We start from the raw sequence: 23901 nt of genomic DNA, 5'->3' as shown, positions 1-23901 counted from the left end.
GTGGGAAAGATATGTCAGCGAAGAGAACAGCAATGCGAAAATTAAGAGAAGTACTCAGACTCAGCTACAGCGCCGGATTAAGTATCCGGAAAATCAGCGTCGGCAGCATTCAAAACATCTTAAAACGGGCCGAACAGCTGAATATATCCTGGCCGCTACCGGAGGATTGGAATGATCAGACTTTAGCCCTGAAGTTTTATCCTCGTTCGGATGTCCTGCCTTCAGCCAAATTCCAGGAACCGGTATGGACAGACGTTCATCTGGAGCTGAAGAAAAAAGGCCTGACCAAACAGTTGCTCTGGGAGGAATATACCCGGCACTATCCGAATCGTTGCTATAGCTACTCACAGTTCTGCGCCCGTTATGCCGACTGGCTGAAGAAGCAAAAACGCTCCATGCGGCAGACCCATCGTGCCGGTGAAAAGTTGTTTATCGATTACGCCGGACCCACAATGTCAGTAATCTGTGCCGCAACCGGTGACATACGCACGGCGCAAATCTTTGTGGCGGTGTTAGGCGCCTCCAATTACACTTTTGCCGAGGCGACCTGGAGTCAGAGTCTGCCGGATTGGTTAGGCAGTCACGTGCGGGCCTTTGAATTTTTCGGCGGTACACCCGTGATGCTGGTTCCGGATAATTTAAAAAGCGGGGTGAATAAAGCCTGTCGCTACGAACCCGAACTCAATCCCGGTTATCAGCAGTTGGCAGCTCATTATGCCGTTGCCGTGATGCCTGCCAGACCTTATAAACCCAAGGATAAAGCCAAGGCTGAGGCCGGTGTCCAACTCGTTGAGCGCTGGATTATGGCCAAACTGCGCCATCACGCTTTCTTTTCTTTGGCGGAGCTGAATCAGTGTATCCGCGCCTTATTGACCGAACTGAATCAGAAGCCTTTCAAGCAAATGCCAGGCAACCGTCAGCAGTGGTTTGAAAAACTCGATCAACCGGCCTTGTCACCGTTACCCAAGCATGCTTATCAATACACGGACATCAAAACCGCCCGTGTGAATATCGATTATCACCTTATCTACGACCAGCACCTCTACTCGGTGCCGCACCACTGCGTGGGCGAACAGGTTGAGCTGCATGCCGGCGATAAACTGATTGAGGTCTACTTTCTTAACAAGCGTATCGCCACTCATGTCCGCAAGTTCTATCCCGGCATGACTACAGAGCCAGGGCACATGCCGGAACAGCATGCCCTGCATCAGCAATGGACGCCCGGACGCTTAATGAACTGGGCACAATCGATAGGGCCTGAAGTACTCAAGTGGGTGAAGGCCCAATTACAGCGTAAAGCGCATCCTGAACAAGCGTACCGCATCTGTCTGGGCTTATTGAATCTCAACCGAACCTATCCAGCTGACCGCTTGAATCAAGCCTGTGCAATTGCCAACAAGGAAGCCCTGTTCAAGTTGAAAAACGTGAAAGCCATTTTGCAAAGCAACCGGGATAAGCTGCCAACAGCTTCGCCAGTGCAGTTTTCGTTATTGCCTCAGGACCATGAAAACATTCGTGGCGCCAAGAGTTTCCACTAACCCCTAAAGAGTTGAGCAAACAGGGTCTGCATCACCTTGATTTTGAAGGCACTGAATGCTCAATTTTAAATACAGGACTTTAACATGATTGAACATACTCTCAGCCAACTACGGCAACTAAAACTAAGCGGCATGACCTCGGCGCTGCAAACCCAACTGGAACAGCCTGGCACTTATGAAGGTTTAGCCTTTGCCGAACGTCTGCAATTATTAGTCGATCACGAAGATCAGGAGCGCAATCAGCGTAAACAGGAACGCTTGATAGGAACTGCTAAATTTAAACTCAAGGCGCATGCCAAAGACCTTGATTATCAGCCCGCCAGAGGCTTACAGCCGTCACAAATGGCGTCGCTGCTGATGTGTGATTGGCTAAAAAAAGCCCAGAACCTGTTGCTGACCGGCCCTTGCGGCACGGGCAAAACCTTTATTGCTTGCGCACTCGGTCATCAAGCCTGTCTGAAAGGTTACAGCACCCGATATTACCGCCTTCCGCGTCTTATCCTCGCATTGACACAAGCCAAGGCGGATGGCAGCTACAGTAAATTGCTAAAAGCCATCGCCAGTCTGGATTTACTGATCATTGATGACTGGGGCCTGGAACCTTTAAATGCCGCCACCCGAAATGACTTGATGGAAATTATGGATGATCGCTATGAGCAATCGGCAACTGTCATTATCAGTCAGTTACCAACAGAACAATGGTATCAAGCTATTGGTGACAATACCTTAGCCGACGCCATTTTAGATCGGCTGATGCACAACGCCCACCGGATTAATTTGAAAGGCGAATCGATGCGAAAAAAAATGAATTCCTTGACCCAAGTTGAACACTTGGAGTAAAAATTCACTTCCACCGATGCGTTAGGTTTTAGGTGTTCAAGTTCGGCCAGAATCAGTGTTCAAATTAATCAGAATATGCAAAACCGGACTGAAAGCGGCCAGAGATCAACGGGACACGGCAAGAAACCAGATTGCCGAAGGGCGAGATCCCAGCATACTCCGCAAGATTCAAAAGGCCGGCAGCATTGAAAACACTTTTGATGCGATTGCTAAGGAATGGCTGGATAAAAAATGCAATGACAAAAGCGACAGGCCCACGCGCTTGCTAGGTTATGTTTTGCCCTGGCTGGGGCAACGGCCCATAGCGGACATTATGCCAAGAGATATTTTGACGTGCTTGCGGCGCGTTGAAGATCGCGGAACGGCTTACTCAGCGCATAAATCCTTACAGGCTTGCGGCCAGGTGTGGCGCTATGCTGTGGCCACTGGGCGGTGTGACCGTGATATTACTCAGGACTTGAAGGGCGCATTAGGTACAGCGAATAAAGAGCATTTCGCCGCCCTCACCGAGCCGAAACAGGTTGCCGGGCTGCTTCGCGCGATAGATGGCTATGAAGGCTCATTTCCAGCCGTTTGCGCCCTGAAACTTGCGCCCCTGGTGTTTGTGCGCCCTGGCGAACTGCGCTCGGCAGAGTGGCAGCATATTGATTTGGATCCCAGAGAATGGCGTATTCCTGGCGGGAAGATGAAAATGAGGCTGGATCATATTGTGCCTTTATCAAAACAAGCGGCTGACATCCTTGCCGAGCTGCAGCCCTTGACCGGGCGCGGCAAGTTTGTTTTCCAGTCAGAGCGTACGCACAGCGGCGACAGGTGCATGAGTGAGAATACTCTGAATGGGGCCTTGAAACGCCTGGGCTATGGTAAGGACGTTATGACGGCGCATGGCTTTAGGGCTATGGCAAGAACGATTTTGGATGAAATATTAGGCTTCCGTGTTGATTTTATCGAGCACCAACTGGCCCATACCGTGAAAGACCCCAATGGCAGGGACTACAACCGCACGGCCCATTTAGTTGAGCGTCATCGGATGATGCAAGCCTGGGCGGATTATCTGGACGCTCTCAAGGCTGGCGGCGTGATCGTCACGTTCAAGAAAAACAACTGATGCCGAAATTGTGAAATACATTGTCAACAAACATGAAACACAAGATACTGGTCAGTCAATGCGTACAGGCCACTATCCCTTGTGGATAAGATCGCCAAGTCATTGATCGCAAAAGCCAAGGCTGAAATAGATGCGATTTGAGCCGCGTTTATTGGTAACCCATAGTAGGATACAGAATAAATTCAGTACGCAAACGCATTGTAGAGACTATTTATTTGCGTAATTTGAGCGATACGTCTTTATACATAGCTGTCCGTGTGCCAAGCTTTGAGTGCTATTGAATTTTGCGATAAGCATAAAAAAGCCCGCCACGACACCCATCATGGCAGGCCATTTTCAACAATTTACAACACCAACATTTCCCGCGCTTAGGACGCGGTTTAATTGCACCATGACCTCCGCACTACGGTGGTTTTTTATTGCAACAGGCTCCAGTACTAAAGGATCCTGTTAGATTAACCTAGCATATAACTCAGTAATGCAAACAAAATGTATACGCTATCGTATTATTTTGAACAACATTGCACAGTTGCTAGATTTCTCCGCCGCAATAAAACCCGCCCAATGTGCATAATTTTTAAGAATTTTGGATTATGCAATCATCAAGAAATAAAAACGTATTACGCATCCCCGCAACATGTAAAAAAATGGGAATCGGACGCAACACCCTCTACGCCCTGGTAAAAGCCGATAAATACCCCAAGCCCATTCGATTCTCAGAGAAGAGCGTCGGCTTTTTGGAATATGAGCTTGACGACCGGATCGACGCCAAAGCCGCTGAACGTAAATAAAAAAAGCCCGGTTATCACTATCATGACCGGGGATTGCAATTCAAAATATCAGAAAACCGTGCGTATTATAACACCAGATAAATGGATTGCACCCCCGGCGAGGAAATTGCCAAATGTCAAAATAGATACCCTACTGTCACGCCTGGAGAAAGTCCACAAGACGGGCGCCAACAAGTGGCTCTCATGTTGTCCAGCTCACAACGACAAAAGCCCCTCGCTAGCGATTAAGCTGGCCGATACCGACAAGGTTTTACTACACTGCTTCGCGGGGTGCAGCGTTGCCGACATTGTTGCTTCAGTTGGGCTAACGCTGGCTGATCTGATGCCTGAAACGCCGCAGAGGGCTACAGTCGGCAGAAAGTTAATGCCCCAAATTCTCAAAATGTGAACTCTTCGATCTGGCCGTATTTGAGTCCCTCATTCTATCGGCAGCGGTTCGTCAACTAGTTAATGGCGACATTCTCAGCCCGGACGACTTGAGCCGCATTGAGCAGGCCGAAGATATCATTAGCAACCTGGCAGTGGAGTGCGGAATATGAGACACCCAAACTTTAGTAAGCTGGATGCCATCCGCGACGCTACATTAAAAGAGATTCGCGCCAAAAAAGCCAAAAAACCGAAAGTATCAACTTACAAAACAACCGAGAGCGACGCTCAGGTTAGCTCTGGCCAAGCTGAAGAAGCGCTTGGCTATATCTTTGCGCAGGCGGCAAACCGCGCGAAAAGAAGAAAAGCGCAAAAAATGAAAAACAGCCAGCTTCTGATATTCACGGTGCTACCGAGGCTACCGTGGCTACCGCCAATGCTGGCGGGGTCTGTAGCGGTAGCACCAATAAAAATGAAGGTGCTACCAGTGCTACCGGCGGCAAAGAGTCCGGGGCAAAACTTGAAGTTATAGAAATACCGCAGCGGCCTTGCTATGGCGTTTATGAGTCGTTTGTAGCGTTTCAAGGTAGTGAAGATAAAAAGCGCCGGGGCGTTTACTATCACGGCCTGAAAGTGAATAGTAAAGGCGAAGAAATGCTCTTTGACGAGTATATCTGCGATCCGCTTTATATTGACGCGGGCAGTTGCGACAGTAGCGATAAAAACTTCGGTCTGTTGTTACGCTTTATCAACCAGCGCAGGCGCTGGGCAAAATGGCTTATGCCGCTGGATATGCTGGCCGGAGGCTGTGAAGAATTGCGGGCTGAATTGCTAGGGCAAGGCTTAAAGATCGATCACCATAAGCGCGGGCATTTGCCGAATTACTTGCAGTCGCAGCGGCCTAAAAAGCGCCTTGAGTGTGCGTTAAAAGTGGGCTGGCATGGCAATGTATTTGTTTTGCCTGATCAGGTCATCGGCAGGCGCGACGATATTTTTTTCCAAACCGATCATGCCGTCACCGCTGAATATGCACAGCGCGGCAGCCTGAAGGACTGGCAGCAGCATATCAGCCGGTATTGCACGGGTAACGCAATGCTTCTGTTTCAGGCCAGTGTCGGCTTTGCCGGGCCATTACTGTATAAATGCCATATCGACTATGCCGGTTTTCATATCTGGGGCGATAGCTTTCAAGGCAAAAGCACCGGGCATAAAATAGCCGGGTCGATCTGGGGCGGGGAAGGTTTTCGCAAGTCCTGGCGGGCTACCAGCAACGGCCTGGAAGCCGCAGCTGTTTTATATAACGACAACCTACTGGCGTTAGACGAAATGGGCGACTCTGACGCGCGTGAAGTCAACCAGGTTATTTATGCCTTGGGCAATGGCACAGGTAAGCAGCGGGCTAACGTGCGGGGGACGGCGCGGCATGTCCACAAGTGGCGCATTGTTTTATTGTCAAATGGCGAAAAAACCTTAGAGAGTCATTTTCAAGAGAAAGGCTTGCCGGTTTTAAAGCCGGGCAGTCCGTACGCTTGTTGCAGATCCCCGTATTCGGGCGCTATGGCGCGTTTGACGATCTGCATGGCATGGCGGACGGGCGGCTGTTTTCTGATACCTTACAGAAAAACGCAACTGACTTTTACGGCGTGGCGGGCATTGCTTTTTTGAAAAGACTGGTTGCTGATCCGCAAGACTTCGGCGCTTTGCTAGAAGAGTCTCAGAAAGCATTTGTTACTGACGGGCTGCAACCGCAAGAGCTATGGGTGGCGCGGGCGTTTGCCCTGGTCGCTGTGGCGGGCGAGCTGGCGACGGAATACGGGATAACCGGCTGGCCTGAAGGACGCCACCGTCGGCTATGATCAAAAGCGCGTGATCGAAGCCTTGATCAAGGCGGGCTGGTTGAGCCGCGACACTGAAGCGGGCAAAAACCAACGTCAGCATAAAATACAGGGCAGCAATATCCGGCTGTATGAAATTACGCCGGTTGAGTCGCGCCAATGAGCCTAATTGAATTGTTTCAGCGATACCAGCCACCTGAAATAACAACTTCAACGCCAATTGGTAGCACCGGTAGCACGTCAAAAAAACAAGGTGCTACCGCTACAGGCCGCGTCATTGCTGACGGTAGCACGAGTAGCACCGGTAGCCCGCGAAATACTGCAAACAAAATAAAAAATGAGCTTGCAGCCAACAGACTCAGCCTGGCAGATGAAAAGGAAATCCTGGCTTGGCTTGCCAGTATCGAGGAAACCGATCAAACAATCATCAATGAAACCACAACGCAATGCCATGAGGATCCTGCCGCGCGGTAATACTTCCTGACAAGGGCAAAGGAAGCAGCCGAGCAGGAAGCCGCTGAGCTGCAAGCCAACATTCGTGCTTATACATATCAGAACACCGAGAAGCCCGGTCATGAGTTAATCATCATCATGCCTAACACCACCTTGCAGGAAGCCGAGTCCAGTCTGCGAAGGCGGTTTTGCAGTACCTTCATTTCGGTAAATGAATAATCGGCATGGCGTCAAAAGGAAATGGCAAAGGAGCAAAAGTAACCACATGCCCGGCCATACTGCTGTATAGTCGGGACTTTCAACGCGCAAAATCAATCAGCCGAAAACTTCAGAAAACTTAACATTCGCAACAAAAAAGAAACAATCAAATGCCTAGCGTAATTTCATACCAATTCACGATAAGCCACGCCTACCAAGGCGTACAGAGCGGCATAATAAGTGATATAGGCATTATTAACCAAGCCGCACAGATTACTTCAATTAAATGACTATGCATGATTGAGATAACATTATGAAAACCCGAACCGAAATTGAAACCACCAAGGCCGCTTTTTACGGCTGCCGTATGCCCTGGCGCGTGAGCTGGGGCCAGGCGCAACAACTGACGACTTCGTTGGTATCCTGGCGTTAATGCTTCATACGATCTTGACGCAAAACGGTTCGCTTGGCTTGGGCGAGGCGCTGCACAATTGCGAGGTCTTTAGCGAAGGTCTGAAGGCATTAGTGATGGACAGCCAATAGGGGGGTCAAAACCTGGCTGTTAATGGCTACCTTTGTCCGCCTCCAGGTTTATTCTTACCGGTAAAATTTTTAATACTAAAAGCCCACAGCGGCAGGGGCGGGTCAGAACCCTACAGAACTGAATGGCCTTTGCGCGCCCCAAGTCTTTTTTCTCATATGCAAAATTAGCCAATTAAGGCCCCAAATAAGCCCGAAGCCCTGATAAAGTCCGAAAGCCTGCCATGCATGGTTTTTGCCCAAAGAATTTTTAAAACGGAAATTATAGAAATCAGCCGAGCCAGTGAGTACGCTAAAATGGCATGAGATAGCATCCATCAAGCAAATATCCAGGTCATGAGTACCCCAGAACAACGAAAACGGCTAAAAGAACATCGTCTGCGATCACAGGCTGCCTTTGCCGAATGGTGGGAACGCGATGATGATTATCCACCGCCAAAACACGATCCCCTGCCTAACGATCTGGCTGACCTAGTATGCGGCGTAAAAACTCAGGCCGGGACGCCGTGCAAACAGAAAGGGGTTTATGACAATGGCCGCTGTAAATGGCACGGCGGGTGCAGCACGGGGCCTAAAACGGAAGCAGGAAAGAAACGCTCCGCAATGAATGGCCGCTGCCCCAAGAAAAAGCGAAGTCATACAGGTTGTTAAAAGTTAACATTTGAAATAAAAAAAGCCGTAAAAAGTTGCCAAGCCGGGGGTACAGGCGCAACCTCGGTTTAAGCGAAGTCATACAACCTAAGAAAACCTCACATTTGAAATAAAAAAAAGGCTGTAAAAGGTTGCGCTGCCGTGCCTCCAGACGCAGCACCTTGGCTTAAGCGAAGTCATACAACCTGCAAAAACCGGTAATTCAAAACAGAATAAAACGCCTAAAAGTTCCACAATTGTAGAACCTTTGGAAGTCACCCAACCAACCTTAAGCCATTGATACTAATAGGCAAGCCGGTATCAAATAAGAACTCTGAGTTCGCTTTTGAGCCTGGCAAATATGCTATTTATGGCGTTTTTGAGCAAAACTTTTGTGAGCAAAACTTTTTGTCATAGGCAGGGGGGTATTGACGCATATAATTTCTTACTTGTTCACCTAGTCTTTCTGCTTTTGCAGATGTTTACGAAGCAGCCTTGCAAAAAACACGTGATGACTATCGTAGTCGGCGGAGTGCTGAGAGTTTTGATAAATTCCGCACCCGGACTGTTCAAGGAAACGGTATAAGTCTTTTCTGTCGCTGTTCGTCATGGCAGTTATTCTTTTAGTGAAAAGAAAAACTATAGTCACGGCTGAGGGCTTGGTTATGATATTTATCGGCATGAGTGGCGTTTACTATCACTGAATTAGATAAGCTATAGCCCGATAAAAAGCATTAGCCAAATACGCATAAGGCAGAGCAACAGCGTATCAATGGGGGATTTATGTGGGCTATATTTGAAAAATGAAATTCAACAATCCTTTAATATAGCGGCTTTCAGATGATTATGTGGCTCCTCTCACGCCACTGCCGCAAAATTCTCCAGCACTCCGCCAGCAACGCCAGTACATTAAGTTTTAAGCTTTGTTTACGCGTTATTTTGCCTTGTTCATCACCGTTAAAATGTGCCCCCGTGACGATAAAATCAGCATTGACTAAGGCTGAAAATAAGCCCCGTACATCTAGCATATTGTCCACACGTGCTTCGGACTCGCCTAAAAGCGAGTTGAAAAGTCGCGTTTGCGGTTTTTCACAAAAAAACCGTCATGATTTAATCGCTCCTCTAGCAGCGCTATATTGGTTTCGCTTAGGGTCAAGCCTTGGGGGTGATATGTGACTAACGATTTTGGATTCAATTTTTGTAGGTCTTCTTTTTGCAGACTTTGTAAACCAATATGATGACCTTGTATTGCGATAGCTGCGGCACAAGCTCCAGCTTTTTTGATGGCTAAGAAAGTGCCTTGTGACCAGTGGTCCAAGCCATTATCCAAACCTTTTAAGCGGTTTTGAAATTTATCACCATATTTACCTAAATCGTGCAGAAGCCCCGCAAGCTTGCTTTCTTCTTCTCCATGCCAGCCGAAAACATACTGTCCAGCCAATTCAGAAACACTTTCTAAATGGTTTTTAAGCAAATGCCATTGCCTGCTTTTCTTGTTTGCGCTATGCGCATAATATTTGGTCATCGTATTAGCTGTCAGAAGATTTGATGAGCATCAAGTGATTACTAAAATCAAACGGCACAGGAATCTTCACTGTCGAGTGTGTCCATCCGCTCTTTGTACTGTAGCTTGCTAAAAAAATTGTTCGAGTTCCTGATCGGTCATAAAAAAATTATTCATAATGCTTTTCAACTGCCGGCATTTTTCGCGATATGATAGAAAAGTCCCGAGATGTCAGAATAAGCGGGGATTTGCCCGGATGATTTTATAGTCCTCGCCTGAGCCGGATTGAAAAAATCGTTGGTAGATCAGCAAGCTGAAGCTATCGCAATTTTTTAATTACTACTCTTTAAAACGTTAAGGATAGCAATTAAATAGCGATTTTAAATGAATTAGCCCTGAAAATTCATCCGGGCATCCGGCCAGGCAACACCGGCTGGAGGAGTTGCTGAACAATGATTCGGGGAGGAGGGATTTTTCCGAACCTATTCATAAAAAATAACTGCACGAGAGGTTTAACGATGAAAGCACATAAACTGTTCTGGATACTTGTTTTGACGATTATCAACAGCAATATTTGGGCTTATGGCGGCAGCAGCAGTAGCAGCCAAAAAGCCTGCGCCAAACCGCGATTTACCGAATTTGTCCCGGCTGAAAAAGCAGAGATGGCGGCGCAATCGGCTTTTTCTTTTACAGCATCGCCCAATACTAATCCTGATAGCATTAAGGTTGCGATAAAAGACCAGCCCGTGGATGTTAAAGTCACGCCTAAAGCTCAGGGTTTTCAGGTAAGCGGCACGCTTCCCGATAAATTAAAGGGGGGCTATGCCAGAATCAATATAAACGCCGAGGGTCACAATAAATGCAAAGGCAGCGGCGGCTGGCTGGTTAAAATTGCTGAATAATAAGAAATAAGCTTTTGGCTATCCGTAGAGTATCAATCACCCTGGCCGGATTGCCATAGGGATTATTTTGCTGGAGCATGAGTTAGTTTATCCAAAAGTCCGGTAAGGCCGTCATGGCGCCTGGTCTGCTCCACTTGAGGAGAAGCAGACCAGGCGCCATGATGGCAATCTGTTGTTATGTCCGGTTAGCATCGCAAGCTGTTATCAAACTTCTGCTGTTTATGTCTTGTTTTGATTTGTGCCTGAAAGATGAGATTAAAATACGGAATTTGCTGGGCTATTGAATATATTTGCAGGGAGCGTCGTCCGTTTTTAGTTTTTGCTGACGATTAAAGGCTTCCGTTTTTTATCATCGCCCCGCTTCTGTCATAATTCTCTATCTACTGACAATCATTCAAATTTTTCAAGGCCTCCATCAAGATGAAATACAGCCGTTTCTTCGCCACAATCATTCAACAAATCATCTTGGCGCTCCTGGTTTTCTATGCCATTAACACACCGGCAGATGAAGACTGGATCTATCACCAGGACAGGGACAGAGCAACCAATGCGGCTTACAGCTTTGCCAGATCGCCTCTACCGCGGCATGATCTTTACGACGAGATCCGGCTGGAAATCGTTTGCAAGGAAAACAAATTACAAGCTGTCATTGATACCGAAACCTTGATCACTTCGCAGGACAGAACCTTTAATCTGGAATATCAGATCGATAAAAACCCCGCTGTTACGATTCAAATGCGGACTTTCAAGGATTCCAAGCGCCGCGCCTATACCAAAGAATACGCCAAACGCATCGCTGATGATATATTGACCGGACAAGCCATTTTTATTCGTATCAATACCCTGATCGGAAGGGTCTTATCCGGATCAATGCCGCTGACAAATGCTGCAACGCCGATTAAGCGGGTATTTACCGATTGCGGTATTGAACTGTCAGAGAAAAATGCTGATGAGACAGCCTATAGCCTGGCCGATTTTGAGCAGGACTTCAGTAAACTTTCAACAGAGCAGCAACAGCAAGTGCTGAATAAGATTCAAAAAATAATGATGGAAATACGTTAATTTTGACTTTCCCGCCTCCTTCCTGGGCGTAAAGAGAAATGCACTTACAATTCTATTTAAAAACTTTAGTTTGCCTGGTTTTAGCTCTATGGACGCTGGCACTTCGAGCGGAAATTACTCCAGTTGCAGAAAGTCGTTTAGCTCTTACTGAACAGCAGGCCATTGCGTTGTTTTATCAGCGCAATCTCGATCTGATTGCGGCTAGTTTCAATATTGACACCGCTCTGGCTCAAGAGATTATCGCCGCCGCAATTCCAAACCCGAAGCTCAGTTTTACCATTTCCTCACTGAGCAGTGAAATGTTTAAAAAGGAAAACAGCCATCAGCCGCTGCCTGCGGTATCGCCGCAGATTGAACAACTCATCGAGACAGCGGGCAAGCGCCACTTGCGCATAGAAAGCAGCGAACTGGCTACTGAAGCGGTAAATCTTGACCTGCAGGATATATTGCGGGTACTTACCAATGCGGTGCGGCGCGCTTATTACAATCTGCTGCTGGCGCAAAAAACTGCCGAAGTGGCAAGTAATAATCTTGACCGGTACCGGGAAATCCTGCGTGTCAATGCCGTCAGGCTCAAAGTCGGCGATATTGCCGAGACCGGCTTTACCCGCATAGAGGTCGAAAGCCTGAAAGCGCAAGGCGATCTGGATCAGGCTCAGTCAGCCTTGAACCGCGCGCGCGCCGATCTGCTGCTGCTGCTGGGCTGGCCTGAAAACAGTCTGGAAATTTTCGCTATGGAGTCTTGGCCTGAGGCGAAGCCACAAATTGCGCAAGCGGGGCAGGAACAATTAGTCAGACAAGCCCTGGAGCGGCGGCCCGATCTGCAAGCCGCGCGGCTACGCATTCAGCAGGCCGGGAAAATGCTCACTCTGGCTCAGCGGTTGGTCATTCCCGATGTTACAGTTAGCGGCTTTTACCAGCGCGATCCCGGTAATTTCTTCACCAACAGCGGCGGAATCGGCATCAGCGTGCCGCTGCCCTTGTTTTACAAACAGGAAGGCGAGATTTCCAAGGCTCGGGTCGGATTGAATTCTGCCGAACTGGCGTTAAGGCAAATCGAGCTGAATGTGCAGGCGGAAGTCATGAAAGACTTGTCGGCCTGGCGCAGCGCGAACGCCATCGTTCAACGCTTTGAGGAATCGGTGCTTAAGCGCATCGAGGCATTACGCAAAGCGCAGGAGTTCGCCTATCAAAAAGGCGCCGTGGGCTTGCTGGACTTGATCGATGCCGAGCGCAGCTACAAAGCGATGATGCTGGATTATTACACGGCCCTGGCAAATCGCAGCAACGCCTGGGCGGATTTGTTGATGGCTTATGGAGAAGAAATCAAATTATGAGTATGCGGTTTATCAATTCAATCCGGCTGGCCGCCAGCCTTATGGGTATGTTTCTGCTGGCCTGTCAACCCCAACATAATATACCGGCGCGGCCAGCCAAAGCGCTTTCCACGAATGAGGTGGTGCTCGGTCCTGAATCGCCCAAGCGCGGCTATATCAAGGAAGCTGTCGTGGAATTGACTCCGCGCCCGCTTATGGACCCGGTAGCGGGCAAGATCGCTTATGACGCATTACGAACCGCCAGAGTTTCTTCGCCTGTGGCCGGACGAGTGATAGGTTCCATCGCAAAGACGGGCGTTCTTGTTCAGGCAGGCGACACCCTGGCGGAACTGGACAGTCCGGAATTGGGGCAGGCGCAGTCGGCCTATACGGATGCCTTGTCGGATCTGGAGTTGGCCAAGCATGCTTTCCAGCGCATGCAGGAACTCTATTTGCACGGAATCGCGCCGCGCAAGGATCAGGAACAAGCACGGGATAATTTGACGCGTGCTCGCAGCGAGGCCGAACGGGCCCATCTTAAATTAGCGAATCTCGGTGTCCGGAGCGGACGCATGGATAACCGTTTCGTGCTGCATGCGCCTCTTGCCGGGACAATCACCGAAAGCAATATTAATCCTGGCATGGAAGTCAGGCCCGATCTGCCAGCGCCACTATACGTTATCTCTGATCTGAGTAGTCTGTGGCTACAAATGGATATTTTCGAAAAGGACATCAGCCTGATTCATAAAGGCGCGCAAGTGCTCGTTCAGGTGCCGGCCTATCCTGGTGAAAGCTTTCAGGCGACAGTCGCCTATATTGGCCAGATAGTGGATGAAACCACGCGCACGGTGAAAGTGCGCTGCGTCTTGGCCAATGCCGATATGCGGCTGCTGCCTTCCATGTATGCCTCGGTCGAACTGCAAAGCACCCCGAATGATCTGGCTGTGGTTGTGCCTTTGACCGCGCTGTTTACTGAAGATGAATCCGACTGGGTATACATCGATGCCGGCGATTATCATTACCAAAAGCGGCTGGTCAAAGCAGGTTTGCGTCTCAAGGGCAGAGCCGTGATTCTGGAAGGCATAAAGCCCGGCGAGCGTCTGGTGGTTGACGGCGCGCTGCTGCTGCGCACCGAACAGGATTCCGAGCAGCAGACCGGGGAAGATCAGTCGTGATTCAAAAAATAATCGCCTTCTGCCTGCAACAGCGTCTGCTGGTTATCGGCGCAGGCGTGCTGCTGGCCGTCGCCGGCGTGTTATCCTTCGAACGTCTGTCGATACAGGCCTTCCCCGATGTGCAGAATGTTTTCGTGCAAGTAGTGACTCAATATCCGGGCCAGGCGCCGGAAGAAGTGGAAAAACTGGTCAGCCTGCCCATTGAAAAGGAAATGAACGGCTTGCCGCATTTGATCAATATGCGGTCAGTCTCCATTTTCGGCTTGTCTGTGGTAACGCTGACCTTTGATGATGACGCCGAGGATTATTTTTCCAGGCAACAAGTGCTGGAGCGTTTACGGGCTGCCAGCCTGCCGGCCAATGTCGCCCCCTTGCTGGGCCCATTGACGACCGGCGTGGGCGAGATTTACCGCTACCGTATCAAAGCGCCGACTGTTCCGCTGGTCGAGCAGCGAGCCTTGCAGGATTGGCTGATCGAACGCACCTTGCGTTCTGTCCAGGGCGTGGCTGACGTGGTGGCGTTCGGCGGCGGGATCAAGCAATACCAGGTGCAGGTCGATCCGGACAAACTGAAAGACTTCAAACTGACGCTGCCGGAAATCTATCAGGCAATCGCCGCCAATAACGCCAATACCGGCGGCGGTTATATCGAGCATGGCTATGAAGCCTTGGTAGTCCGGGGCGCCGGTTTACTGAAGTCCGCTGATGAAATCGGCGACATTGTCGTCGCCAGCAGGGATGGCGTACCCGTATTTATCAAAAATATCGCCGAGGTGGTGATTGGTCCCCAGCCGCGCAACGGCATTGTCGGTTACAACAACCGGGACGATATCGTCGAAGGCGTAGTATTGCTTATTAAAGGCAGGGATGCGCTAGAGGTGTTAAGCGGCGTAAAGGAGAAAATAGAATACCTCAATGACCACGGCTTGCCCGAAGGCGTTAAAATCTTCCCCATTTATGACCGCACGGAGCTGGTGCGGCACACCGTCCATACCGTGGAACACAACATGCTCGAAGGCGCGGCGCTGATTTTAGTGATTCTGATTATTTTCCTGCGCAGAATGTGGGCTTCGATGGTAGTTATTCTGGTCATACCGTTGTCGCTGCTGTTCGCTTTTATGCTTATTGATGCCGAGCATGTTTCTGCCAACCTGATTTCTCTCGGCGCGATCGACTTCGGCATTATTGTGGATAGCGCGGTTGTGCTGGTGGAGGCGATCATGGTCAAAGTGACGCTGGAAATCAGCCGGCAGGCCAGCGTTGCGCATATGCGCCAGTCGCTGCTGAGCACGACGGTTGAGCTTGGGCGGCCTATCCTGTTCTCCAAAGCGATTATAATTATCGCTTTCCTGCCCATTTTCACCTTTCAGCGCGTCGAGGCGAAAATATTTTCGCCCATGGCTTTTACCCTGAGCTTCGCCCTGCTGGGTTCGCTTATTCTCACTTTGACTTTGGTGCCGGTGCTGTTGAGCTACCTGCTCGGCCCCCGGCTCACCGAGTCGCACAATCCTCTGGTGCAGGGAATGGAGCGGCGGTACCTGGGCCTGCTGGAGGCCGTTTTGCGCCATCCCCGCAAATTATTCATGGGCGCAGGCGTGCTGCTGGCTTTATCGCTAGCCTCTACTTCCTTAATCGGCACCGAGTTCATGCCCAAGCTGGATGAAGGCAATATCTGGCTGACGATTACCTTGCCCACGCCGATTTCCCTGACCAAGGCCAAGGCGCTGGAACGGGACGTGCGCGGGCGCTTGCGGGAGTTCAGCGAAGCCAGGTCGATTCTGACGCAATTGGGGCGTCCCGAGGACGGCACCGATCCCAAAGGCTTTAATAACCTGGAAATCCTGATTGATCTCAAGCCGAAAGATACCTGGCGTTTCGGCGATAAGGACGAACTGGTGGAAGCGATGCAAAAGCGGCTGGCGGTATTTCCGGGCCTGCAGTTCAATTTCTCCCAGGTGATTCAGGATAACGTGGAAGAGGCCATTTCCGGCGTCAAAGGCGAAATCGCCATCAAGATTTTCGGCGAGGATCTTAAAGTTCTCCAGGAAAAAGCCAATCAGATCACCCGTATTTTGCGCTCCACGGAAGGCGCTACCGATGTGGCGGCGGAGCAGCAATCCGGGCTGGCCCAGGTGGTTGTTAATATAGACCGGGCCAAAATTGCCCGCTACGGCATCAATGTTGCCGATGTTGAAGACGTGATATCGATGGCGGTAGGCGGTCAGGCTGCTTCGCAAATGCTGGAAGGCGAGCGCCGTTTCGACATTACCGTGCGCTTGACCGGTGCAGCGCGCGACTCGGTGGGAGCGATTGAAGACCTGACGGTATTATCCGCGGCCGGCAGCCGCATTCCCTTGGCTGAGTTGGCGGCAATCAAGGTCAATCAGGGCGCTTCCCGAATCAGCCGCGAGGATAACATGCGCCGCATTGCGATCAAGTGCAACCTGATAGGCCGCGATCAGGGCAGTTTCGTCGCCGAAGCGCAGAAAAAAGTCGCTCAACAGATTGTACTGCCGCCGGGCTACAGGATAGTCTGGAGCGGCCAGTTTGAAAATCAGCAGCGGGCGATGAAAAGGCTTTCATTTATTGTCCCGGTCAGCCTGATCCTGATTTTCGTCCTGCTATTCTGGGCCTTCCAGTCTATCAAGAGCGCAGCATTGATTGTGATGAATGTGCCTTTTGCGATGATCGGCGGATTGGTGGCTCTTCTGCTGACCGGCATCCATTTGAGCGTGTCAGCGGCGGTCGGATTTATCGCCTTGTTCGGCATCGCCGTGCAGAACGGGGTCATTCTGCTGACCCAGATTAATCATCTTCGGCGCGAAGGCATTCCATTGCACGAAGCCATTCTGCAGGGTTCCGTCAGCCGCTTGCGGCCGGTAGTGATGACAGCGCTGATGGCGATACTGGGGCTGTTGCCGGCGGCGCTTTCCACCGGCGTCGGCTCGGAAACGGCCAAACCTTTCGCGGTCGTTATAATCGGTGGACTTATTACCGCAACCTTATTAACCTTGACCATGTTGCCGGCACTCTACCGCAATTTTGAAGAGCAACACGAAACCTGAGGCCTCGCCATGAAAGAAATTCGCGCCTATATCCAGCCCTTCATGCTGTCCAAGCTCACCCAGACACTGCTCGAGATACCGAATTTTCCAGGCATGAGCGTATCCGATTGTGAAGGCTTCGGGCGTGCAAAGGTTATCGACAAACAGGACTATACGCCGTTCGTACCGAAAAAACGTATCGAAATTTTCGCTCCCGATGAACTGGTGGAAAGCATTTTCGATGCCGTTATGACTATCGCCAATACCCATCAGCATGGCGCCGGCAAGGTTTTCGTTATTAACGTTGATGAAGGCGGGCGTATCTGTACGGGCGAGCGGGGCAATGAACTGGCTTGAAGATAATAACCGGGAAAGGATGTATCTTGCCGGTTCGCTGAAAATTTAAAATCAATGCCTGATTCATCTTCTGAATACCGCAAATCTCCAAAGTTTTCCGGCCTCATAAATTAATAGAGAAGAAAATACTTCGTGCAAAATCACTCCACCTCTTATTTAGTCGGCATCGACCTGGGTACAACCCATACCGTTGTAGCTTTTGCCAGAGCCGATAAAACTGATCCGGAAATACAGATTTTTCAGATCGAGCAGCTGGTTGCGCCGGGACAAGTCGCGGCCAGGGCTTTGCTGCCGTCGGTGCGTTATCATCCTGCGGAAGGCGAATTATCGGCGGCGGACGTCAGTTTTTCTCCAGCGGGCGAAGCCGCTGTTATAGGCGAGGCTGCGCGCCTGTTAGGCGCAAAAACCAAAGGCCGGTTTGTTGCCAGCGCCAAAAGCTGGCTATCCCATCCGTCGGTTGATCATGGCGCTGAAATCCTGCCCTGGGGCGGCAGCGAAGAAGTCAGCAAGGTCTCGCCGGTAAACGCCAGCGCCAGTTATCTGGCCCATATTCGGACGGTCTGGCGGCATCAATTTCCGGATGCGCCTTTGGAAAAGCAGCCTGTCGTAATTACTGTGCCCGCTTCATTTGATGAAGCGGCACGGTCCTTGACCCTGGAGGCTGCGCGAATTGCAGGGCTCAATAATGTCCGGCTGCTGGAAGAACCCCAGGCGGTTTGTTATGACTGGTTAAGACGCAATGCAGGCAATATTAAACAGGCGCTGGCTGATGTTCATCTATTGCTGATATGCGATATCGGCGGCGGCACAACTGATTTGACCCTGATCAAGGTTGAGCACGGCGGGCCGGAGCCAAAACTAACCCGCATTGCAGTCGGCGATCATTTAATGCTGGGCGGGGATAATATTGATCTGGCGCTTGCTCATCTGGCGGAAAGCCGTCTGACTCAGGGTGAAAAACGCTTGTCCGCCGCTGATTTATCGCAGCTGATTGAACAATGCCGGCTGGTCAAGGAACGCCTGCTTGCCGAAGATGCGCCGGAGCATCTAAATGTCACCTTGCTGGGCGGCGGCTCCCGGCTTATCGGCGGCTCCCGTTCCGTGTCCCTGAGCAGGGAGGAAGCCAAAGCCATTGCGCTGGATGGCTTTTTCCCCTTGTCCGGTATTGATGATTTGCCCGATCGAAAGCGCAGCGGCATGGTTGAGTTTGGCTTGCCTTATGCGGCTGAACCGGCGGTCAGCAAACACCTGGCTGCCTTCTTGAAATTGCATAAAGACTCATGCCGTGAAGCTTTACAGGGAGCGGGCGAAGTGCCCGATGCTCTTCTGCTCAATGGCGGCGTGTTCCGAAGCCGGCCTGTTACCCGAAGAGTTGTCGACCTGATCAGTTCCTGGCGTTCCAAAGCGCCGGCATTGCTTGAAAACAAACACCCGGAGCTGTCCGTCGCTTTGGGCGCGGTAAGCTACGCCATCGCCCGGCGCGACAAAAAAATCAAAATCGGCGGCGGCGCGGCGCGCAGTTATTTTTTGCTGATTGATACCGGTAATTCAAGTCAGCAGCAAGGCGTCTGCATCTTGCCCAAAGGCAGTGAAGAAGGTGATGAGGTTATTCTGAAGGATCGGCGTTTTGCCTTACGTTTAGGCATACCGGTACGGTTTCATCTGGTTTCCCTGTCAGGGGACAGCGAGTTCAAAGCCGGCGATGTAACAGCTATTACCGATCTGTTTCATTCCCTGCCGCCTCTGGCTGTCGCTCTTGAAGGCGATGAAAACAAGCCGAATGGGGAAGCCATAGTCCAGCTGGCGGCTGCCCAGACCGAAACAGGCACGCTTAAAATCCAGTGTGTTTCCGTTGCGGACAGCAATCAGCGCTGGGATGTTGAATTTCAGATCAGAAAGAAAGGAGCTCTGCAAGCGGAGGCGGGATTGCCTGCTCAATTTCCGGCAGCCGCCGAAAAAATACAGGCAGTTTTCGGCTCAAAATCCAGGCAAATTGATCCTAAAGCGGTAAAAAACCTGCGCTCTGATCTTGAAAAAAAATTGGATAGCTCGCGAAATGACTGGGAAACGCCCTTATTAAGAGCTTTGTTCACCGTCCTGCTGGGGGGCTTAAAATACCGCCGCCGCTCGGATGCGCACGAACGCGTCTGGCTGAGTCTGACCGGTTTTTGCTTGCGGCCCGGTTTTGGCTACCTGGTGGATGACTGGCGCGTTGAGCAGCTTTGGAAAATCTATCCGCAGGGCATACAGTTTGTTAATGAAACCCAAAACTGGACAGAATGGTGGACGCTGTGGCGACGCATTGCCGGGGGACTGAATGTGCAGGCGCAAGAGCAAATTTTTGCCGATATTGCCATATATATTAATCCGGCCGCAGCAAGGCAAGCTGGTATGTCCAAACAAATCAAAAATCGCGGCTATGATGACATGGTTCGTCTTGCGGCCGTCCTGGAACGGCTGCCTGTCAATAAGAAAATACAATTGGGGGAATGGTTGTTGAAACGTCTGCAAAAAGCCAGCGAACCCGATCAAACCTGGTGGGCGGTAGGCCGCATCGGCGCGCGCATTCCCTTCCACGGCAGCAGCCATAATGTGATCCCCGCCGGCATTGCCGATAAATGGCTGGAACAGGTTCTGTCTGAAGACTGGAAGAAAATACCACAGGCGGGATTTGCCGCGACGCTCATAGCGCGTATGAGCGGAGACCGGGCCAGGGATATCGATGAAATAAGGCGCCGGCAAGTCATCGAAAAACTCAAACTGGGCAAAGCCCCGTCATCCTGGACAGATATGGTTGAACACGTTAAGGAACTCGATGAAAAAGAAGAGAAGCAGATTTTTGGAGAAGCCTTGCCGCCAGGATTGAAGCTGATCAGGACATCCTAAACTGTTCAATGGCTCAGGATTGCAGAATGACCCTGCTCTTGCATTTATACGGTTTTCTTGGGAAAAGGTGCCAGAATGAAATCAGCAAACAGACCGCAGACAATACCGAACGGTAAATAACCCGCATAGCCGAGGAAGGGCATTTCAAAAATTTCAAAACGTTGCACATAGGGAACGCTGTATTTCCAATAGGCAAGACTGTGTGAATTCCACATTTCCCAGAATATCCCGCACATTAAACCGGCAACTGCCAAAGTCCATATGCGCCGCCAGTCTCCGGCTTCAATATCGCTCACTAGAGGCGGTTTTTCGGTTAAGGATTGTAATCCTACAATCAATAATATCGGAACCAGCCACATCAGGAAAAACAGGCTGCCAGGCCACATGCCAAGCGCAGTGAGACCCAGCGCGCCGGCGCTTATTAAAGCCATAGCCAAACCTTTCGAAACCGGAATGTTCAGCGGTTTAAAGCGATTCAAATCAGCGCTGATTTGTGGAAAGGTATTTACCCATTCAGCCGTACCGAGCACGGCCGGTAACACCGTTGAGAACGGTAAAGTGGCAAAAATAACATAGCGTTCCGGCCCTAAGTCTGCTGTGCCGATATAATACCAGTTCTCAATAAAACGATTAAGGTACTCGAAGCTCCACCATAAAATTGCGCTCACGAGAAATAACGCCAAATAATGCTGCGTGTGATTGATCAACAGACACTTCCCGGTGCGGCGGTAAGACAAAGCATTAATGACCAGAATATAACTTAGCCACAGCGGGGTAAACGTAAATTCCTGAAACGGCTCGAACCACGCAAAGCGGTTCCATGCCAGTATCCAGGAAATAATCATAAGGGCTACCCCCAGCCATCCCCACCGAGGAAAAGGATATTTTTCCCGCTGTTCAGGCAAGGGCTGTTTTTTTGAAAAAATAATCTTACTCAAAAAAGGCCTGAGGCATAACATGACAAAACCGGCTATTAAAAAAAAGGCCGCCCAGGAAAAAGGAGGTGATTGGGGTTGCACCGGGGCAGGGAGAAACGTCAAATAAGAACTCAGTGGCTTGTCAGTTAGCCAGACGCCCAGCAAAGGGCAAATAATCAGAATGATCAGGTAAGTTAGCAGTCGCCACAACCCTCGCCATCTTGTCGTCATAGGCACTATATAAAGTTGATTGTCCTTACCTTTTTGAAGCCGAAGCCTATGCAGAGATAGTCTTGCCCGGGCTGAAATAACACGAAGGAAAGACGCTGTTATTCAAGCCAATTGCTATTTCAAATCCAATTACATCACTTTTCTTCATAACAATGCAATTATGGTATTACCTCATTCGATGGAAACCAGCAAACCTTACATATTATGTCTGATATTTTCAGCATACATCATTCGGATGTCCGGATTTTAACCGGTTAATGGATAATAAAGAACCCTGGGCGAAATGCCTACCTATCTCTGACTCGTATAGCTAGCAAACAGGACCTTTGGAGCGCCAGGCCGAATACCTGTAAAAACTCTGCGCTTGATCTGACCGCTTCAAAACGAGTCATTATGGAAGCCGGCCCTGATCCATCGCAGCCTATCCAATCCGAACCGGCCAGTCAGATTTATATTTGAAATTGCATAACGGGGCAGCGGGATAGCGCACTCAAAATCAGCAAGTGCGGAGTCATTCGGCAAGCTTTTAATCCGAGGTTACAGGCCCGCCTGCATAAAAGCTTTTGCAGTGCAGATCAGGGCAATTTGAATTGAGCATCTGGTAAATAATTGCTCCGCTATTATTCTTTGCCTTGAAATGACCCAAGCCATCAATATCTCCTCCCATCTGCACACAGGGACTCCAGTCTTGAAATTGAAATGAATCTGCCTGGCGGTGAAGCCTGCGCCAAGATTTAGCTGGGTTTTTATGCTGGAGCTTTCAAGAAACAGCGCGCCTTAACGGCAGTCGGCGATGCCGCGCAGTGTGCCGGAATGAATTTGGTCATGTTCGCCGGCATGCCGGCTATAAAACTTCACGTTGGGATGAACCAGGGGCGCCCCGCGCAGGCTCAACGGTCCGTAGGACGCTGTCCCGGCGTTATAGCCCAATGTAGCGCGCGTATCCGGATAAAAGCCGAAAATGTAGCGGTTTAGCGTGTTTTCGGAGCCGCAGGTCTTTGCCAGCGCATTGACGTAGCCAGTCTGGAGGCAGGCGCTCAGTCCGCGGATAGCGTGTCTTGCGCTAATGAGGCAGGATAATTTTTAGACCACATTTACTTCTGGCTGAATAAACAAATTTTAAACTTACTCTTCCGGCCATTCGAAACAATCCATTGTTTATTCAGCCATTTCCGGTGCATAATCGACTTCGATGCCGAGTTATAGAACAGTGTTTTTAAGTCGGGTGTATTCCAGTAGTGCCTGGACAGTCGTCAAGTTCCGATAAGGGATCTAAAAGGCGTGGGTACTTCCCAATCGCGTGGGCAGAGGAAATTTCCGTAGTTAAGGTAAGGTATGTGAACATGAAAAAAATAAATCTAGCTGCAATATTATTGGGTTTATCGGTATTTACAAGCTCAATTTATGCTGATATCACTCTGAATTCCAAAGAAGAAATAGAGGGTACATGGAAGCTGCAATACACCAAAAACTCTTTAACCGATAAAGAACCCAACCAGAGGGAAGATACCTGGATATTTAAAGATGGCAAAGTAACGATGATACATATTCCGCGCGAAGGGGGATATTATGATCAGGCGCCCATAGATTACGAAATAGAAAACGGTAAGTTAAAAATTCCTCTTTTGGGCAGGAGCAGATTTGAGCTATTTTCCTTAGTGGAAAAAGACGACAAGAGTATGACCCTCAAAGGAAAATTCGGAGACTATTATTTCTTTACTAAAAAGTAGCAGTTTACCTATCAGATAAATGAGGAGGCTAAACGGGTGTCTTACTGGATTGAATCACTCCAGTAAGAACTCTTCAGAGCTCTGCAAATGAAGAAGCGTTAGGTTGCACGTCTGCCTGAAGGCTTGGAAATGCCGATATCAAGCCGGTAAATCCATCGACTGGCGCTTGCCCACGAATAATGCTGGTATTAAATTGAAGCGCTTTTACCCATAATTATTCAGCTTGATAAGCTGATAGTTGGGATAAGAAGAAAATAAATCGTTCTGGAGAAGTTTTACAGCTTGTGGCATTGTAAGTGCCCAACCGTGCCATTTAACAAATATTTTCCCCTGCTGCATCTGGCATTGGCCTTGGGCGGGCTCTGCATTCAGGTGGGGCAACCCTAAGCTGCTGCGGGGAAGGGCTGCGCTTGGGGCTGATTCAAGGTCAGTAATACAGGCTTCGCGCTCAGTCAGACGCAGCGGCAGGCTGCCGAGG

General features: G+C 49.9%; 24 protein-coding genes. 19 read left to right on the top strand and 5 right to left on the bottom strand.

The genetic code is table 11. From position 1 onward, the window contains the following. Positions 1 to 11: 11 nt before the first annotated feature. The 11 genes from istA (at position 12) to HUX64_RS19280 (ending at position 8320) form a co-directional block, all read left to right on the top strand. Complete coding sequence (istA, locus tag HUX64_RS12630) at positions 12 to 1538, top strand: IS21 family transposase (RefSeq protein ID WP_174626585.1); 1527 nt, start codon at positions 12 to 14, stop codon at positions 1536 to 1538. Positions 1539 to 1622: 84 nt separating this feature from the next. Continuing rightward, positions 1623 to 2378, top strand: a complete 756-nt coding sequence (gene istB, locus HUX64_RS12625) for an IS21-like element helper ATPase IstB (protein ID WP_174626584.1) — start codon at positions 1623 to 1625, stop codon at positions 2376 to 2378. Positions 2379 to 2433: 55 nt separating this feature from the next. Next, the gene (locus HUX64_RS12620) at positions 2434 to 3486 is read left to right on the top strand and encodes a tyrosine-type recombinase/integrase (RefSeq protein WP_174626583.1); all 1053 of its coding nucleotides are present in this window, start codon (positions 2434 to 2436) and stop codon (positions 3484 to 3486) included. 593 nt (positions 3487 to 4079) lie between these two features. Continuing rightward, positions 4080 to 4277 carry a helix-turn-helix transcriptional regulator gene (locus HUX64_RS12615; RefSeq protein WP_217426528.1) on the top strand — a complete coding sequence of 66 codons (198 nt, stop codon included), beginning with the start codon at positions 4080 to 4082 and terminating at the stop codon, positions 4275 to 4277. Then, positions 4237 to 4665, top strand: a complete 429-nt coding sequence (locus HUX64_RS12610) for a CHC2 zinc finger domain-containing protein (protein WP_174626581.1) — start codon at positions 4237 to 4239, stop codon at positions 4663 to 4665. The genes HUX64_RS12615 and HUX64_RS12610 overlap by 41 nt, the downstream gene beginning before the upstream one ends. A gap of 147 nt (positions 4666 to 4812) precedes the next feature. After that, positions 4813 to 5175 (top strand): hypothetical protein, encoded by a 363-nt coding sequence (locus HUX64_RS12605; RefSeq protein ID WP_174626580.1) that lies wholly within the window; start codon positions 4813 to 4815, stop codon positions 5173 to 5175. Next, positions 5067 to 6308: a DUF927 domain-containing protein gene (locus HUX64_RS12600; protein WP_174626579.1), complete on the top strand. Its 1242-nt coding sequence runs from the start codon at positions 5067 to 5069 to the stop codon at positions 6306 to 6308. Before HUX64_RS12605 ends, HUX64_RS12600 begins: the two co-directional genes overlap by 109 nt. Further along, complete coding sequence (locus tag HUX64_RS12595; protein WP_174626578.1) at positions 6305 to 6499, top strand: hypothetical protein; 195 nt, start codon at positions 6305 to 6307, stop codon at positions 6497 to 6499. The genes HUX64_RS12600 and HUX64_RS12595 overlap by 4 nt, the downstream gene beginning before the upstream one ends. A 10-nt stretch (positions 6500 to 6509) precedes the next feature. Beyond that, entirely contained in the window at positions 6510 to 6641 is a 132-nt protein-coding gene (locus HUX64_RS20130) for a hypothetical protein (protein ID WP_281355333.1), read from the top strand. Continuing rightward, positions 6638 to 6952: a hypothetical protein gene (locus tag HUX64_RS12590; RefSeq protein ID WP_174626577.1), complete on the top strand. Its 315-nt coding sequence runs from the start codon at positions 6638 to 6640 to the stop codon at positions 6950 to 6952. Before HUX64_RS20130 ends, HUX64_RS12590 begins: the two co-directional genes overlap by 4 nt. Positions 6953 to 8005: 1053 nt before the next feature. Further along, positions 8006 to 8320 (top strand): HGGxSTG domain-containing protein, encoded by a 315-nt coding sequence (locus HUX64_RS19280; RefSeq protein WP_217426527.1) that lies wholly within the window; start codon positions 8006 to 8008, stop codon positions 8318 to 8320. Positions 8321 to 8756: 436 nt separating this feature from the next. On the opposite strand, the gene HUX64_RS12580 is transcribed toward HUX64_RS19280, so the two are convergent. The 3 genes from HUX64_RS12580 to HUX64_RS12570 all read right to left on the bottom strand — a co-directional run bounded on the left by HUX64_RS12580 (position 8757) and on the right by HUX64_RS12570 (position 9824). Next, the gene (locus HUX64_RS12580) at positions 8757 to 8909 is read right to left on the bottom strand and encodes a hypothetical protein (protein WP_174626576.1); all 153 of its coding nucleotides are present in this window, start codon (positions 8907 to 8909) and stop codon (positions 8757 to 8759) included. A gap of 226 nt (positions 8910 to 9135) precedes the next feature. Beyond that, the gene (locus tag HUX64_RS12575; protein ID WP_174626575.1) at positions 9136 to 9336 is read right to left on the bottom strand and encodes a hypothetical protein; all 201 of its coding nucleotides are present in this window, start codon (positions 9334 to 9336) and stop codon (positions 9136 to 9138) included. Positions 9337 to 9353: 17 nt separating this feature from the next. Then, positions 9354 to 9824 (bottom strand): CRISPR-associated endonuclease Cas3'', encoded by a 471-nt coding sequence (locus HUX64_RS12570; RefSeq protein WP_174626574.1) that lies wholly within the window; start codon positions 9822 to 9824, stop codon positions 9354 to 9356. A gap of 497 nt (positions 9825 to 10321) precedes the next feature. Here HUX64_RS12570 and HUX64_RS12565 point away from each other — a divergent pair, with 497 nt between their 5' ends. The 7 genes from HUX64_RS12565 to HUX64_RS12535 all read left to right on the top strand — a co-directional run bounded on the left by HUX64_RS12565 (position 10322) and on the right by HUX64_RS12535 (position 20545). Further along, positions 10322 to 10705, top strand: coding sequence for a hypothetical protein (locus HUX64_RS12565; RefSeq protein WP_174626573.1), 384 nt, complete (start codon positions 10322 to 10324; stop codon positions 10703 to 10705). A gap of 420 nt (positions 10706 to 11125) precedes the next feature. Next, positions 11126 to 11767, top strand: coding sequence for a hypothetical protein (locus HUX64_RS12560; RefSeq protein ID WP_174626572.1), 642 nt, complete (start codon positions 11126 to 11128; stop codon positions 11765 to 11767). Between the two features lie 38 nt (positions 11768 to 11805). After that, positions 11806 to 13104: a TolC family protein gene (locus tag HUX64_RS12555; RefSeq protein ID WP_174626571.1), complete on the top strand. Its 1299-nt coding sequence runs from the start codon at positions 11806 to 11808 to the stop codon at positions 13102 to 13104. Next, positions 13101 to 14258, top strand: a complete 1158-nt coding sequence (locus HUX64_RS12550; RefSeq protein ID WP_174626570.1) for an efflux RND transporter periplasmic adaptor subunit — start codon at positions 13101 to 13103, stop codon at positions 14256 to 14258. The genes HUX64_RS12555 and HUX64_RS12550 overlap by 4 nt, the downstream gene beginning before the upstream one ends. Further along, the gene (locus tag HUX64_RS12545; RefSeq protein ID WP_174626569.1) at positions 14255 to 17323 is read left to right on the top strand and encodes an efflux RND transporter permease subunit; all 3069 of its coding nucleotides are present in this window, start codon (positions 14255 to 14257) and stop codon (positions 17321 to 17323) included. Before HUX64_RS12550 ends, HUX64_RS12545 begins: the two co-directional genes overlap by 4 nt. Before the next feature lie 9 nt (positions 17324 to 17332). Beyond that, positions 17333 to 17659, top strand: coding sequence for a P-II family nitrogen regulator (locus HUX64_RS12540; RefSeq protein WP_174626568.1), 327 nt, complete (start codon positions 17333 to 17335; stop codon positions 17657 to 17659). Positions 17660 to 17791: 132 nt separating this feature from the next. After that, positions 17792 to 20545, top strand: a complete 2754-nt coding sequence (locus HUX64_RS12535; protein WP_174626567.1) for an Hsp70 family protein — start codon at positions 17792 to 17794, stop codon at positions 20543 to 20545. A 44-nt stretch (positions 20546 to 20589) separates the two neighbouring features. On the opposite strand, the gene HUX64_RS12530 is transcribed toward HUX64_RS12535, so the two are convergent. Then, positions 20590 to 21483 carry a hypothetical protein gene (locus HUX64_RS12530; protein WP_174626566.1) on the bottom strand — a complete coding sequence of 298 codons (894 nt, stop codon included), beginning with the start codon at positions 21481 to 21483 and terminating at the stop codon, positions 20590 to 20592. Positions 21484 to 23036: 1553 nt separating this feature from the next. Here HUX64_RS12530 and HUX64_RS12525 point away from each other — a divergent pair. Beyond that, on the top strand, positions 23037 to 23423 hold the full coding sequence (locus tag HUX64_RS12525) for a hypothetical protein (RefSeq protein WP_174626565.1): 387 nt from the start codon (positions 23037 to 23039) through the stop codon (positions 23421 to 23423). 204 nt (positions 23424 to 23627) lie between these two features. On the opposite strand, the gene HUX64_RS19275 is transcribed toward HUX64_RS12525, so the two are convergent. Further along, positions 23628 to 23901, bottom strand: a 274-nt coding sequence (locus HUX64_RS19275) for a hypothetical protein (protein WP_217426526.1), incomplete at its 5' end; no start/stop codon positions are given.

The organism is Candidatus Methylobacter favarea, assembly GCF_902806695.1.
In the GTDB taxonomy this organism is placed as follows: domain Bacteria; phylum Pseudomonadota; class Gammaproteobacteria; order Methylococcales; family Methylomonadaceae; genus Methylobacter_B; species Methylobacter_B favarea.
The sequence above is the reverse complement of the archived record's forward strand: the minus strand, read 5'-3'. Positions and strand labels throughout refer to the sequence as shown.